This window comes from Limnohabitans sp. TEGF004 (genome assembly GCF_027924965.1).
Lineage (GTDB): Bacteria > Pseudomonadota > Gammaproteobacteria > Burkholderiales > Burkholderiaceae_C > Limnohabitans.
Window position 1 is genome coordinate 1,329,337 of record NZ_AP027056.1, and the last position, 15,299, is coordinate 1,344,635.

Sequence of the window (15,299 nt, forward strand, 5' to 3'; positions counted from 1 at the left end):
GCCAGTCGCCCACGTCGTAAGTCACCACGTCGTTGCCCGCGCCGGCTTCGATCAGGTCGGCACCAAGGCCGCCCGTCAGGGTGTCATTGCCCTCGCCTGCTTTGATGACATCGCTGCCAGTGGTAGATGGAGTGGTGTCTGCGCCGGAGGTGCCTTGTGTCACCGTTTGAACCGTCGCGCCAGTTGTGACCTTGACTTTCAAGGTCGTGGCGCTACCCCCGCTTGGGGTGTAACTGATGGTGTATTCGTCGTAGCCTGCAACGCCGGTCGTGACCCCCCAATTGGGCAAGCCGTCGAGGAAGATGCGGTCGCTGGCGTCGATGTCCAAAGTCAGCGTGTGGCCTGCGTTGCCCATGGCATACAGACTGGCTGGGCTAATGACCACCATGTCTGCACTGCCATTGGTGAGGTCAAATTTTTCGATGCTCTTGAGCGTCGGGTGCAAAGCGCCGTTGACGGGGCGTCCAGGCTCCATCAAGTCCAGCAAAGACGGACCACTGGCATTGAGGTCCAACACATCGTCGCCCAAGCCTCCAGCGAGGGTGATGTCTTTGGCGTCGTAGATGATGGTGTCATCGCCTGCACCGGCATCGACCAAGTCGGCCCCTGCACCACCGTTGATGGTTTCGTTGCGTGGCGCATTGGGGTAGCCGCGAATATCTTCCGAACCTGTGCCACCGGTGATGTCTAAGTGAATGCCGTCACCAATGATCTGGTCACCCTTGGCCACTTGCAGCGCCAAAAGCACTGTGACCGGTGTGCCATCGCTGGCAAAGTTGGTGTACTTGTTGTAGGTGATACCCAGCACTTGTTCAGAGCCTCGGGTCATCCAGCCGTCACCCGCCAGACGGACCACGTCCCCAGCGTTGCCAGACACAATCAAGGTGTTGGTCGAATCGGACATGTCGCGAACCTGGTCCGCACCCACCACCAAGGTGTTGTCGCCATTGCCTGTGATGTCCCAGGTCTCAACACCGCTGAGCGTTGGGCCTTGGGGCCCTGCCACCAAGGAGGTGACGGGCATGGTGCCGCTGACCGACAAGTTGGTGATGTAGGCCGTGGGTGTGATGCTGGTGAAGATCACCGTGTTGCCCACCACAGAAGCTCCAGCGGTGTAACCGCTGATCGTGAGTCCTGCAAAGAAGGCGGCCACCTGTGCCGCTGTTGCGCCACCGCTTTGGGCGGTGTAAATCATGCCGCCCACTTCCACAGTTTGACCTGCCGTCATGTCTGCAAAGGTAATGGCTGTGGTTTCGGCTTCGCTGGCTGTACCTGGGGTGTTGACCACCACCACGCCTGCGTTAGACACACCAGTGGTGAGGCTCAACACAGAAGAAGTGCCTCCCAGCGGCAGGTCCGTGACATCGCTGTTGGCGGTGCTGCTGGTGAACACCACGGTATTGCCTTCGGCCGCACCGCTGGCAAATCCGGCGAGTGTGCCGCTGAGCGGTGCGCTAGCTCCTGCGTAGTTGACGGCATGGCTGGCAAATGCAGCCGCCACTTGGTCGCCCGTCGCGCCGCCCACGGGCGCGGTGTAAATCAAACCACCCAAGCTAAGGGTTTCGCCCTCTTGCATGGCCACAAAGGTGACTGTGGTCGTTTCAGTTTTTGCAGGTGACGCAGATCCAGGGCTGGTCACCACCAAGTGTCCCGTCGAGCTGGACAGGTCAACCGTCACGCCACCGCCGGCCACTTTGACCGTGTCGTTTTCGTTGTCCAAGCCGCCCAAAATACCACCGGTGTAGCTGGTGTCTTCCAAGTCATAGACGAACACATCTTCGCCACGGCCGCCAATCATCACATCAGAGCCTGCGCCGCCGTTGAGCACGTCGCTGCCCATGCGACCGTCTAAGACTTGGTTGCCAGCACCTGCAGTGAGCAGGTCTCGGCCATCGGTACCGGTGTAGTTCACGACCACACCTTGTTGAATTTTCAGGGTGGCGTCGTTGAGCCTGTAGACCACATAAGTGACGGGTGGGCTCACGCTGTTGTCGGTGACAGTTTCGCCCTGAACCCACTCACCAATCACATTGGCTGTATCGCCCAGTCCGCCTTGAATGACCGCAGTTCGGTCGGCATTCATGGCGGCCACATCGGCATCGGTCAAGGTCACGGCGTAGTTGCCGCTGCTGGTGCCCAAGTCAATCGACTCGATGTTGCGCACCCGGTCGTTGGCGATCAGTGTCAGGTCAATGTTGCCTGTGGCTTTGAGGCTGTCTGCGCCATCGCCGCCATCGATCAAGAGGTCATTGACATCAAAGACCATGGCGTCTGCACCGGCGCCACCTTTGAGAATGTCTTCTCCCGCGCCACCATCCAAGGTGTTGCTGCCGGAGTCACCACGGACCAACTGCGTTCCTGACGCAGGGGTATTGGCCGCGCCATTGCTGACGGCCACGACTTGCACCACGTCGGCGGCTTGGTCGACACGCAAAACAACGTTCGGATCGGTTGCGCTGGTGTAGAGGTCATACGTCACACCGCCGATGACGGTGGTGGCAGGTGTGCTGGGCACCAAAGTGCTGTCAATGAAGACGGTGTCACTCATGACCAAGGTGTTGGGGGCTGTGCCACCGACCGTCAGGTCGGCGACATCACCGGTCGCGCTCGTGCTGCTGAACACCAGCGTGTTACCCACCACCGTACCAGCGGTAAAGCCCGTCGGCACGTGGGTGGTGAAGTAGGTCGCCACAGTGGCTGCGGAAGCACCGCCCGTGGGGGCGGTATAGGTCACATCGCCCAAGGTGACGGTTTGCCCTTCCACCACAGTCGTGAAGTTCACGGTGGTGTTTTCTCGGGTCGTGGCTGTGCCATCACGGGTCACCACAATCATGCCCGTTTGGGTTGCGTCAGCGGTACGTGCATCGCTCTTGGATGTGCCAGCCACGCTGAGGTTGGTGACATCGGTGTCCGTCGTAGCGCTGGTGAACACCACGGTGTTGCCCTGCGCGGCTGAGCTGCTAAAGCCCGTCAAAGTGCCGCCGAGCGGTGCTGTACCAGTCGAAAAACTGCTGGCACGGCTGGCAAACGCAGCAGCCACTTGAGCGCCAGTTGCGCCACCCACAGGTGCTGTGTAGGTCAAACCACCCAAGCTGATCGTTTCGCCTGCGGCCATGTCGGCGAATGTCACCGAAGCTGTTTCGGTCGTGGTGGCTGTGCCGGGTGTGGTGACGATGAGGTGCTCTTCGGCCGCATCAATCGTGACCACATCAGAAGAATTGGACATGGCCCCGACGCTGGTTGCGCTGTAGGCCATGAAGTTGGTACCACCGCCAGAGATATCGATGGTCTCCATGTTGCGGATGTCAGGGCGATTGCTGCTGTCAGCCATGTCCAACACTTGGTTGGTGGCCGTGGTGGCAAAGGTCAGGGTGTCATCACCGCCACTGCCGTCGACCATCGCATCGGTTGGGTTGTAAGTGCGTTGGTCAGGGCCTGCGGTACCCACATAGGAGATAGACAAAGCCACGCCTGGCGCCAACAAGACGGTGGCCGTGCTGTCAGTGACGGGGTCATACAAGGTGTAACGGCTGTACTGAACCGCAGACTCACCGTTGTAGATCACGGGCTGCGCAGTCGCGGCAATCCAATTGCCTGCCAAGGCCACCGTGTCACCCACACCACCGTGAATTTTGAGCACGTTGGTGGTGTCTGAGAGGTCAAACACATTGGCCGCTGTCAGCACCAAGTTCTGGACGCCGTGGCCTGTGAGATCAATTTCTTCAATGCCTGACAGCTGTGTGTTCAGCGTGTCAAAGTTAACTGTGGTGTTGGCTGTTTGGATGGCCAACATGTCGTTGTTACCACCCCCGCCATCGACCTGTGCATCGGTCGCGTCGAACAAGATCCAGTCATTGCCGTCGCCCGCCAAGATGGTGTCAGAACCTGCACCACCGATGATTTCGTTGCTCAAAGAGGAGCCGGTGATCAAGTCTCGCCCGGCACTGCCTGTGACGTTTTCGATGTTGCTGAGTGTGTCAGTGCCTGTTTGGTTGCTGCTAGCAATTCCGGTGGCCAAGTTGATGGTGCTACTTGGCAAAGATGTGTTGGGCGCAGTGCCGCCAATTTTCAAATCGACCACATCGCCTTGTGCCATGGTGCTGGTTAACACCAAGGTGTTACCCAGCGCACTGCCCGCCGTGAAGCCTGTGGGCGCATGGCTGGCAAAGTAAGCGGCAACCGTGTTGGCGGTGGCGCCGCCCACGGGTGCGGTGTAGCTGATGTTGCCCAAGGTCAAGGTTTGGCCTGCCACCACATCCGTGAATGTGAGGGTGGTGTTTTCAGCTGTCGTGGCCGTGCCATCGCGTGTGATGGCCAGCACGCCTGTTTGCATCGCATGGGCGGTTTGCGCGTCCACACTGACGCTGCCGCCAACGCTGAGGTTGGTCACATCGCTGTTGGCAACGGCACTGGTGAACACCACGGTGTTGGGGCCTGCCAACGCAGAAGAGAACCCCACCAAGGTGCCGCTCATATTGCCCGCGTTGACCGTCGCACCCGCCGCAAGTCCCGCAAAAGCGGAAGCCACGGTGGCCGCCGTTGCACCACCCACTGGGGCGGTGTAGGTGATGCCGCCCAAGCTCAGCGTCTCGCCTGCTGCGAGATCTGCAAAGGTCACGGTGGTGAGCTCTGTGGTGGTGGCACTGCCAAGGGTGGTGACCACCACGGGGCTCATGCGCACCGCGCTGAAGTCCAGAATGTCGATGCCGTTGCCACCCTCAAGGGTGTCGTTACCAGCATCGGCGTAGAGGGCATCGTTGCCAATACCAGCGTCGATGCTGTCATTGCCAGCGCCGCCAGCCAAGGCGTCATCGCCTGCCCCGCCGATCAAGGTGTCATTGCCCTCCCCGCCAGAGACAGAGTCCGTGCCGTCACCGCCATCGACCGAGTCGTTGCCGCTACCGGCCAGCACGGTGTCGGCGCCTGCCCCACCCAGCACGTCATCGTCGCCATCGCCCGCAATGACTGAGTCGTTGCCGTCGCCTCCGTCAATGAAGTCGTTGCCCGATGCAGACGGATTGGTGGCGTCACCGCCGTAAATCACGTCGTTGCCGGTGCCTGCCAAGACGGTGTCATTGCCACCACCGCCGGCCATGATGTCATCGCCCGTGCCTGCGTCGAGGCTGTCGTTACCCAAGCCCGCACTGAACTGGTCGCTACCGCCATTGCCACGGTATTCGTCGTCACCCGCGGTACCCGCTTGCACATCGGCGCTTTCGCCCGAGGTGATGAGCAAACCCGGTGTGATGGTTTTCGTGGCATCGGTGGTGCTGTAGGGCACATACACCTTCAAGGGCTCTGCTGTGGGGTTGGGATTGCTTGCCGTCGCCAAAGGCGTGTAGGCACTGGATTCATAGACGGCGTAGGTGACGCCGCCAATCGTTTCAAGGACAGGCGCGTGGCTGATGTCTTCCACGCGCGTCCAGCCGCCCACCAAGCGCACGCCATCATTGGCGGTGCCTTGGATGATGATGGCGTTTTGTTCTGACGTGGACATCTGTGTGACGGGCACACCACCGCTGGTGCTGACGCTCAAATCTGCCACATCGGTGGAGGCTGTGGTGCTGGTCAACACCAAGGTGTTGCCTTGTGCAGCTCCCGCGGTGAAACCGGTGGGTGCGTGTGCGGCGAAATAAGCCGCCACGGTGGCAGCCGTCACGTTGGACGGTGCGGTATAGGTTTCGTTGCCCAAGGTCACGCTTTGGCCCGCGGCCAAGTCGGTGAAACTGAAGGTGCTGGTTTCTGGCGTGGTCAGTGTGCCGTTGCGGGTCTGCACTTGCAGAGATTGCCCCTGTGGACTGGCCGCAATGACGGTGCTGTTGGCAGTGCCTGCCACCGTGAGGTTGGTGACATCACCCGTGGCGGTGTTGCTGGTGAACACCACGGTGCTGCCTTGCGCTGTACTGGCGGTAAACCCACTGATATTTCGGACTGGGTCTGCAAAGTAGCTGGCCACAGTGGCGGCAGTGGCGCCGCCCGCAGGCGCGGTGTAAGTCACGCCACCCACGGTCATGGTTTGCCCCACAGTGAGTGCGGCAAAGGTGATGGTGGTGGTTTCGGCGGTGCTTGCGCTACCTGCGGTATTCACAGCAACGGCCCCAAGGTTCGTGCTGTCTGCAGTCATGTTCAGCACTGACGCAGTGCCTGACACAGGCAAATCTGTGACGTCGCTGTCTGCCGTTGCACTGGTGAAAACCACCGTACTGCCAAGCGCCGCCGCACTGGCAAAGCCAGAGAGTGCGCCACTCAAAGGGGCGGTGCTGCTTGAGAAATGATTGGAATGGCTGGCAAATGCGGTGGCCACTTCGGCGCCGCTCGCGCCGCCCACAGGGGCGGTGAAGGTCAGGCCTGCGAGGGTGAGTGTTTCGCCCTCTTTCATGGCCACAAAGGTGACAGCCGTGGTTTCGGTGGTGGCCGGTGATGCGGCACCCGGTGTGGTGACGATGAGGTGACCACTGCCACTGGATTGATTCAAATCGCTGACGCTGTCGGTCGATGTCGCGCCCGACACGGTCAGGGTACTGCCCTCGACCAAGCCCGTGGAAAACCCTGAAAAGCTGCCGGTATAGGTTCCCGTGGACGTACCAGGGCCCGTGGTCGCACCGTTTTGCAAACTCGAAAAAGCCGTGGCCAACTGGGCCGCGCTGGTGGCGACCTCAGCGATGTAAGTGAGCCCGGCCAAGGTAAAGGTTTGACCTGCCGCCAAGCTGGGGAAGGTGATTTCGGCGCTGCCGCGCGTGAGGGCGAACACGTCGGCCTCAGAGAGCTTGACAGACTGGTTGCCCGTGGACGACAAGTCGAGAACTTCAAAACCCGAGAAGGTGCTGTCTTGCACCAGCGTCAAATCGACCAAGGTGTTTTCACCATTGATCACCAACGCATCGTTGGCACCTACGCCACCGAGCACTTTGGCATCGTTTTCATCAAAGACGACGCGGTCATTGCCAGCGCCTGCATCGATCACATCACCGCCGCCTGAGCCATCCAACACGTTGTCGCCGGCACTGCCGACCATGGTGTCACCACTGCCTGAGCCGATGAGGTTTTCGATGTTCGCGATCGTGTCGGTGCCGTCGCCTTTGGACGTACCACCGCTAATACTGCCCAAACTGGAAGCGACTTGACGTGTGCCTAAGTTGACGGCTATGGGGCCTGCGAGTTCACGCAGGTCCAGCATGTCAATGCCATCACCGCCGTCGATGGTGTCGGCGTCACCGCCTGCACCGCCTTTGAGAGTGTCAGCGCCAAGGCCACCAAACACAGAGTCAGCGCCATCGCCACCCGAAATGATGTTGGCCGCGGTGTCGCCTGCTAAGGTGTCACCGGCAGAGCCGCCGACCAAGTTTTCAATGCCCGACAGTTGATCGACGCCCGTGCTGCCAGGGGCCGAGGCCACGCCTGCCCCATTGACCAAACTGACCGTGACCGCCGTGGTCGCGTCCGAGAAGTCTGCGGTGTCGTTGCTGCCGGCGCCGCCCACCAAGTTGTCGTTGCCGGTACCACCACGCAACCAGTCGTCATCGACACCGCCCAGCAACACGTCGTCGCCTGCGCCACCGATCAAGGTGTCTTCACCCGTGTCGCCTGTCAACACGTCGTTGCCAGCGCCACCGTCGATGTAGTCAAGGCCGTCGTTACCAGCCAAGAAGTTATCACCCGTGTTTCCAGTCACGCTGTCACCACCCGCACCACCTGCCACGTATTCAAAGCCGGACAGGGTGTCAGTGCCCCCTAAGCCATCGTTGGCGGTATTGGTGTTGAGGTTGACCACCACGCCCTGTGCCGAGGTGTTGGTCGAGTAGTCCAAGGTGTCAATGCCTGCGCCACCCGTGAGGGTGTCGCTACCCGCACCACCGGTGATGGTGTCTGCGCCCTCACCGCCCAAAATGATGTTGGCGTCAGCCGAGCCCAAGACAGCGTCATCACCCGAACCTGCAGTGATGTTTTCGATGTCTTGCAGCACGTCTGTGCCCAAGCCACCCGTTGATGTGTCAATGCTGGTTCCGCTGGCCAAGTTGATGGTGAGATTGCCAGTGGCCGCTGAATAGTCGGCCAAGTCGATGCCAACGCCACCCGCCAAGGTGTCATTGCCCGTCCCACCAACCATGACGTCAGGGCCTTCACCCCCATCGAGCAGGTCATTGCCACTGCCGCCGATCAAGGTGTCTTGGCCGCCGCCGCCGGAAATGCTGTCGTTCCCCGCACCACCTTCGATGCTGTTCCATTCTTGGTTGCCCAAGATGGTGTCTGCGCCTTGGCCACCCAAGATGTTTTCAAAACCAGAGATGGCGTCACTGCCTTGGCTGCCGACCACCGACGACAACGTCGGATCGATGGTGCTGCCCATGGCGCCATTGGCGCCAAGGTCAATGATCATGTTGCCCGTGGCCGTGGAGTAGTCCAAGGTATCGGTACCAACGCCACCCAAGATGGTGTCGTTGCCACCCGTACCCAACACGGTGTCGTTGCCGCCACCTGCGTTGATAGAGTCGGCACTGGCGCTGCCGCTGACCAAATCGCCAGAAGAGGTGCCTTCCAGCAAGCCGCTGCCTGTGATGCGTTTGACCACCTGAATGTCTGGATTGACCTTGGCGATGTAGGTGACGTTGGGCGTGACGGTGGTGTCTGTGATGGTGTACTGAATCAAGTTGTCGGCATCCACCGTAGCAGTCTTGATCCATGAGCCCGAGAGCACCAAGGTGTCTAAGTCTTCACCTTGAACCACAACACCCGATGCCAATCCCCCCGTGCGTTTGAAGGCGTCCAAGGTCAAAATCAGACTGTTGGCGCCTTCGCCCGCCATGCTGACAGCTTCAACGCCATTGAAAGCGGGCCCCGTCGACAGATCGACTTCGGCTTGCTTGGACACCAGCAAGGTGTCAGTGCCAGAGCCGCCGCTGACGGACAGGTCATTGGCATCGTAAATCAGGGTGTCGGCATCATCACCGCCATCCAAAATGTCGGCGCCTTCACCGCCATCCAACAGGTCACTGCCTGAGCCACCTAGCAAGCTGTCGATGCCCGCATCACCGCTCAAGGTGTCTGCGTCTGCGCCGCCGCTGAGGGTGTCGTCGCCCTCGCCGCCTGACACGGAATCATTGCCAGCACTGCCCAGCACGCTGTCAGCGCCTGTGCCACCGAGCAAGGTGTCTGCATCGGCGCCACCATCCATGATGTCATCACCGCTGCCACCGTCGACCCAATCGCTACCTGTACCGCCCAGCACAGAGTCGGCGCCTGAACCACCCAACAAGGTGTCGCTGCCCGCGCCACCATCCAAGGTGTCAGAGCCATCGCCGCCGGAGAGTTTGTTGGCATTGCCGCTACCAATGAGGTAATCGCTCTTGGTGCTGCCTGAGAGGTTTTCAATTTGCGACAGGCTGTCTGTTTCGATGGGGTTTGTGACCACGAGGTTGGTCACATCGCCTGTTGCTGTGCTACTGGTGAACACCACCGTGTTGCCCGTGGCCGTGGCGGATGAAAAGCCGCTCAATGTGCCTGCTGTGTTGGCTGCCGCGCTGGTGGCTCCGGCTGCAATGCTGGCAAATGCGGTGGCCACCGTGGACGCCGTTGCACCGCCCACTGGGGCGGTGTAGGTCACCCCCCCGACGGTGATCGCTTGTCCTGCGGCCAAATCGACAAACGTGACACTGGTGGTTTCCGCCGCATTGGCGGTGCCAGGTGTGTTGACGACTTGGGCTGTGCTGGCCAAAGTTTGGGCCGAGCCGCTGCTGACGCTGACGGTTTGACCGTTGAATGTGGTGGGCGCCGTCCCCCCTCCGAGGTTGACGATGACGCCATTCGTGGCATCGCCAAAGTCTGCGGTGTTGTTGCCCGCGCCACCAACGAGGGAGTCGTTGCCCGTGCCGCCGCGCAGCACGTCATCGCCTGCGCCGCCGTCGATGGTGTCGTTGCCTGCACCGCCGGAAATGAATTCATTGGCGGCGGCGCCTGGCACTGAGTCAGCCCCTGTTGTTGCCCCGATGCTTTGGAACAGGTTGACACGTGTGTCTACTTTTAAGGTGACCGGATACGACGTGCTGGTCGCAGGGTCGGTGTAGGTGCCAGTGTAGGTTTGGTAAGCCGTGGACCCCACCAGTTCGGGGCTGCCGACCGAGGTCCAACTTCCGACCAACACCAAGTTGTCTTCGCTGTCACCGTTGATGGTGACGATGTCTGTGCTGGCTTGCCCAACGTCGGCACGCGTGATTTGATGCACCGCGGCTGGATTGAGCGTGAGGGTGTTGCTGTCGTAACCACGCAAGTCAATCGCTTCCAAGCCGGTGAACACACCTGTCAAAGCAGTCAGGTCAGCGGTGGCATCGCGCACCGCAAGAATGTCCACGCCTTGGTTACCGCTGACGCTGGTGTCGTTGATGTCAAACACCAACACATCATTGCCATAGCCACCGACCAAGACGTCACGCCCTGCACCACCATCCAAGGTGTCGGATGCGCTGGACGATGTCAAGGTGTCGCCGAGCCCATGACCCAACAGTGTCATGGACGTCGAAGGATCGATGTTGTCTACCACTTCACCGATCACTGAAACAACGGTGTCAATGTAGAGTTTGGCTGTGCCACTTGTGTAGATCTGGTATTTGCCTGTGTTGTCCAACGAGGAATACGTCCAGTCATACAGCGGCGTGATGGAGTCCCCCAGATTGCCTTCCACTGTCACCATAGGGGCTGTTTGCCCAGCCATTTGTTTGACGTTGTCTAAGCTCAAGGTCAGTCGCGTGTCGGTGCTGTTGTCCAAGTCCAGCACTTCCACGCCGGCCAAACTGCCAGTGACCGTGGTCATGTTGATGACGGACGCACCCATGCGCACGGTGTCAATGCCCGTGCCTGCATCAATGCTGGCATTGGGGTTGTAGGTGATTTGGTCGTTGCCTGCGCCCGTGCGAATGGTGTCTGCACCCAGTCCGCCGTCCACGGTGTCTGCACTGCCCACGGTGTCGTTGGCCAAATCTGTCACGATGGTGTTGGCCGCACTGCTGCCCACCACCGAGTCAGCACCTTTGCCGGTGCTCACGTTTTGAATGCCCACCAAGGTGTCTGTGCCCAGCAAGCCGCTGGCATCTGTGGCCACACCTGTGGCCAAGTTCACCGTCAAGTTGCCGGTCACGGCCACGGGACCGGTGGCGTCAATGGTTTGCGCGAGGTTCAACACATCGTCGCTGCTGGCGGTGATCGTGTCGTTGCCGGGGCCGCTTTGAATGGTTTCAGCCGCCGAAGTGCCCGTCAGGGTGTTGCCCACGGGTGGCATGAGGCTGTTGACCATCACGGTGGTAGTGCCGCTCTTGTAGGCCACGTAGCTGGGGTTACCCGCTGTGCCAGTGACGTCTGCGCTTGGATCACGGAACCAAATGGGGGTCAATGGATCTGAGGCCGTGTTGGCCAAGGTTAGCTTGTCGTTGGCCCCGCCTTCAATGCTCACGACTGCACTGGCACCACCCATTGCTTCCACAAACTCTTTGGTCAGCACCACTTGGTTAGCGCCAGTGTCTTGCGCGAGGTTGAGTGCTTCAACGTTGCTGACGTGGGGCGTGACGCCGCGTAAATCCAAGCTGCTGGTCTTGACCACCAAGCTGTCTACGCCTGTACCGCCATCAATCGTGTCGGTGATGTCCATGACCACTTGGTCATTGCCGGTCCCCGCGTCGATGCTGTCTGCACCTGCGCCGCCGTCGATCATGTCAGAGCCTGCACCGGCGATGACGATGTCGTCGCCCGCTCCTGCGCTGATAGTGTCTGCACTGCCCACGGTGTCATTGGCCAAATCTGTCACGATGGTGTTGGCCGCACTGCTGCCCACCACCGAGTCAGCACCTTTGCCGGTGCTCACGTTTTGAATGCCCACCAAGGTGTCTGTGCCCAGCAAGCCGCTGGCATCTGTGGCCACACCTGTGGCCAAGTTCACCGTCAAGTTGCCGGTCACGGCCACGGGACCGGTGGCGTCAATGGTTTGCGCGAGGTTCAACACATCGTCGCTGCTGGCGGTGATCGTGTCGTTGCCGGGGCCGCTTTGAATGGTTTCAGCCGCCGAAGTGCCCGTCAGGGTGTTGCCCACGGGTGGCATGAGGCTGTTGACCATCACGGTGGTAGTGCCGCTCTTGTAGGCCACGTAGCTGGGGTTACCCGCTGTGCCAGTGACGTCTGCGCTTGGATCACGGAACCAAATGGGGGTCAATGGATCTGAGGCCGTGTTGGCCAAGGTTAGCTTGTCGTTGGCCCCGCCTTCAATGCTCACGACTGCACTGGCACCACCCATTGCTTCCACAAACTCTTTGGTCAGCACCACTTGGTTAGCGCCAGTGTCTTGCGCGAGGTTGAGTGCTTCAACGTTGCTGACGTGGGGCGTGACGCCGCGTAAATCCAAGCTGCTGGTCTTGACCACCAAGCTGTCTACGCCTGTACCGCCATCAATCGTGTCGGTGATGTCCATGACCACTTGGTCATTGCCGGTCCCCGCGTCGATGCTGTCTGCACCTGCGCCGCCGTCGATCATGTCAGAGCCTGCACCGGCGATGACGATGTCGTCGCCCGCTCCTGCGCTGATAGTGTCTGCACTGCCCACGGTGTCATTGGCCAAATCTGTCACGATGGTGTTGGCCGCACTGCTGCCCACCACCGAGTCAGCACCTTTGCCGGTGCTCACGTTTTGAATGCCCACCAAGGTATCGGTGCCCAGCAAGCCGCTGGCATCGCTGGCCACACCTGTGGCCAAGTTCACCGTCATGGGTTCACTGACTTCCTGCGCTGTGCTCACCCCAGGTCGGTGTGCAAGGTCCAACACATCCGCACCGCTGCCGGTGATGGTGTCGTTGCCAGGTCCACTCAACAAGGTGTCTGTTGTGCCCTCTGCGCTCGTGACTGCAACGCCTGCCACTTGCACGGCGCTGTTGACCAACACCGTGGTCGTGCCACTCTTATACGCTGTGTACGCCGGTGTGGTTGAGGTGGCCGAGACATCGGCTGTTGGATCTCGGAACCAAATCGTTTCACTAGGGCTGGTGTTGGCCAGGTTTAACACATCGTTGGCACCGCCTTCGATGCTCACCACGGCATTGGCGCCGCCCATTGCTTCCACAAAGGCTTTGCTCAACACCACTTGGTTGGCTTGCTCGTCTTGCGTGAGGTTGATCACCTCCATGTTGCTCACATGCGGGGTCACACCACTCAAGTTCAAGGTGGCCGTCTTGACCACCAAGCTGTCTATGCCTATACCGCCATCAATCGTGTCGGTGATGTCCAACACCACTTGGTCATTGCCCGTCCCCGCGTCGATGCTGTCTGCACCTGCGCCGCCGTCGATCACGTCAGACCCTGCACCGGCTGACACAGTGTCATTGGCCGCACCGCCTACAAACTCTTCGGAGGTTTGGTTGCCGGTCATGGTTGTGGGGCCGGTGATGACCACATCCATACGCTTGTCATCAACCAATGTCAACTGGGACTGGATGGTGTCAGGGGCATCGGGCACACAGTTGAGCAAATCCACCAGTGTGGCTTTGACCGTCACAGCTTCGTTACGCGTCGTGTTTCGCTGAATATCCGTCGTGAAGTTGAAGGTGTTGAGCCCCGGTTTGACCGTGCATGCGTAGGTCTGGTTTCCCAAACGGTCATCCGCGATGAGGGTGTTACCGCTGTAAACCTCAATCTTCACGCCAAAGCTGACAATCAAGCTGGTCGGTGATGAGAGCGTCACCGTGAATGCGATTTCTCCGCCGACCAATGGCTCTGCCTCGGTTGGCGGCGCTTCGTCAACCGTCATGTAGTCCGCTGCAATGCTGACTTTGGGGATGATTGGCGGTGTGATCTCGTTGCTGGCTTTTGGGGCCACCACAGGCGTGCCCACAAACGGAGCGATCGCATTACCAGCTTGAACGACATTGCCTGCACCCGACTGCAGCGCGGAAGCCGCGATGGCAGACAAAGGATTGGACTCGACGGGCGATGAAATCGGCGCGGCCAAATTGTTACCAGTCAAAGGACTGAATGGACTCACGCCCGTGATCGCGCCAACCAAGGCGGACGGCGAACTGCTGGTCTGAAAGGGCTGCGCATCGGCCTGTTCTGCGTTGACCGTTGTCGCAACTCGCTGAGTCGGTGCCGTTGTAGATGTCGTAGCTGCAGTAGTGGTCGCGGCGTTATCAACAAGGGTTGCGCCAGATGACGAAGTTTGCGGGTTAGCCGAAACAACAGGAGCGATGGCTTGAATGACGGGTTGAGGCGCAGGGGCTTGACCAATCACCACAGGGGTCGTGCTGAGCTGCAACTGGCTAGGGTTACCGTCAACGCCGATCACATTGGCACTGACGGCAGATGATGTGCCTGAAATGGGCGGTGATAAGGTGCTGACAGCAGTTTGCCCCGTGTTGGCCTGAACCACCACATTGAGACCTGTTTGTGGCACAGGAAGCTGTCCTGCAGGGGTGTAGACCTGAACTTGAATAGCGGTGTCGTTCGGTTTATCAACCGACAGCACGCCGCCATCGACCTTGAGGTTGACTTGAAAAAAGTTTCCCGCATCAGCCGCAATGATTTGTCCGGTGACCATGACACGGGTTTGGTCGCCCAACTGCGCCGAGCTGCCGGCTCTATCCGGCTGTGCCGCATCGATCAAAGTCAATTTGATTTTGGCGTTGCTATCGGTCGTGACGATGTCTCCGATATAAATTGCGTCTCCAAAATTGAGCTGCAACACCGTGCCGTTTCGGACCACGGTCGCCGTACCACTGACCTCGGCTACTTTGGCAACCAAGGCATCGGCCTTCGGAATAGGGGTTGCTTGACCGCTATCGGTTTGAACGTCGCTATCCAGCGGCTGTGCTTGCGCCAGTTGAAAACTTTCTGAAGCGCGAGCGCCATCCATTCGCGCTTTTAATTGCGCCAATTGCTCTGGGAAAAGCAGCTCAAGTTCGGCAAATCCGCCCAAGCTGCCAAAAAATCCATCAATTCTTTCAGTTTGCCCGTCAGCGTTGATCCGCACCAAATCACTGCCCTGCTGAAAAACAAGACCTTCCGTGTCTAACCACTCTTGAATCGGGTGCTTTTGTGCGGCCAGCTTCACTGGCGTTTTGGCAAATAGACCTGAAATCAAGTCAATGAGTGTTTTCTTTTCCATGTCGGATGTTTTCTAGTTTTACTTTGGTCTAACCCCTTGGGTAGCAACTACCAGGCCTAAAACAACGTTATTCAAGGAGTCATCGTCGAAATCGACCCTTGTCTACAAAACTTGAGAACGCAAACCGATAAAAATAATATTAAGGAATTAATTATTTGACAAAAAAATG

The 15,299-nt window shown here is 59.4% G+C and carries 1 protein-coding gene (running past one end of the window); it reads right to left on the reverse strand.

Annotated elements, in window-relative coordinates; all coding sequences use genetic code 11:
* Positions 1 to 15,130, reverse strand: partial view of an Ig-like domain-containing protein gene (locus LINBF2_RS06335; RefSeq protein WP_281887573.1) — the start only. 16,682 nt of this gene lie to the left of the window's left edge; 15,130 of the gene's 31,812 nt are visible here — the first part of the coding sequence; the start codon lies at positions 15,128 to 15,130; the stop codon falls past the left edge of the window.
* Positions 15,131 to 15,299: the final 169 nt, after the last annotated feature.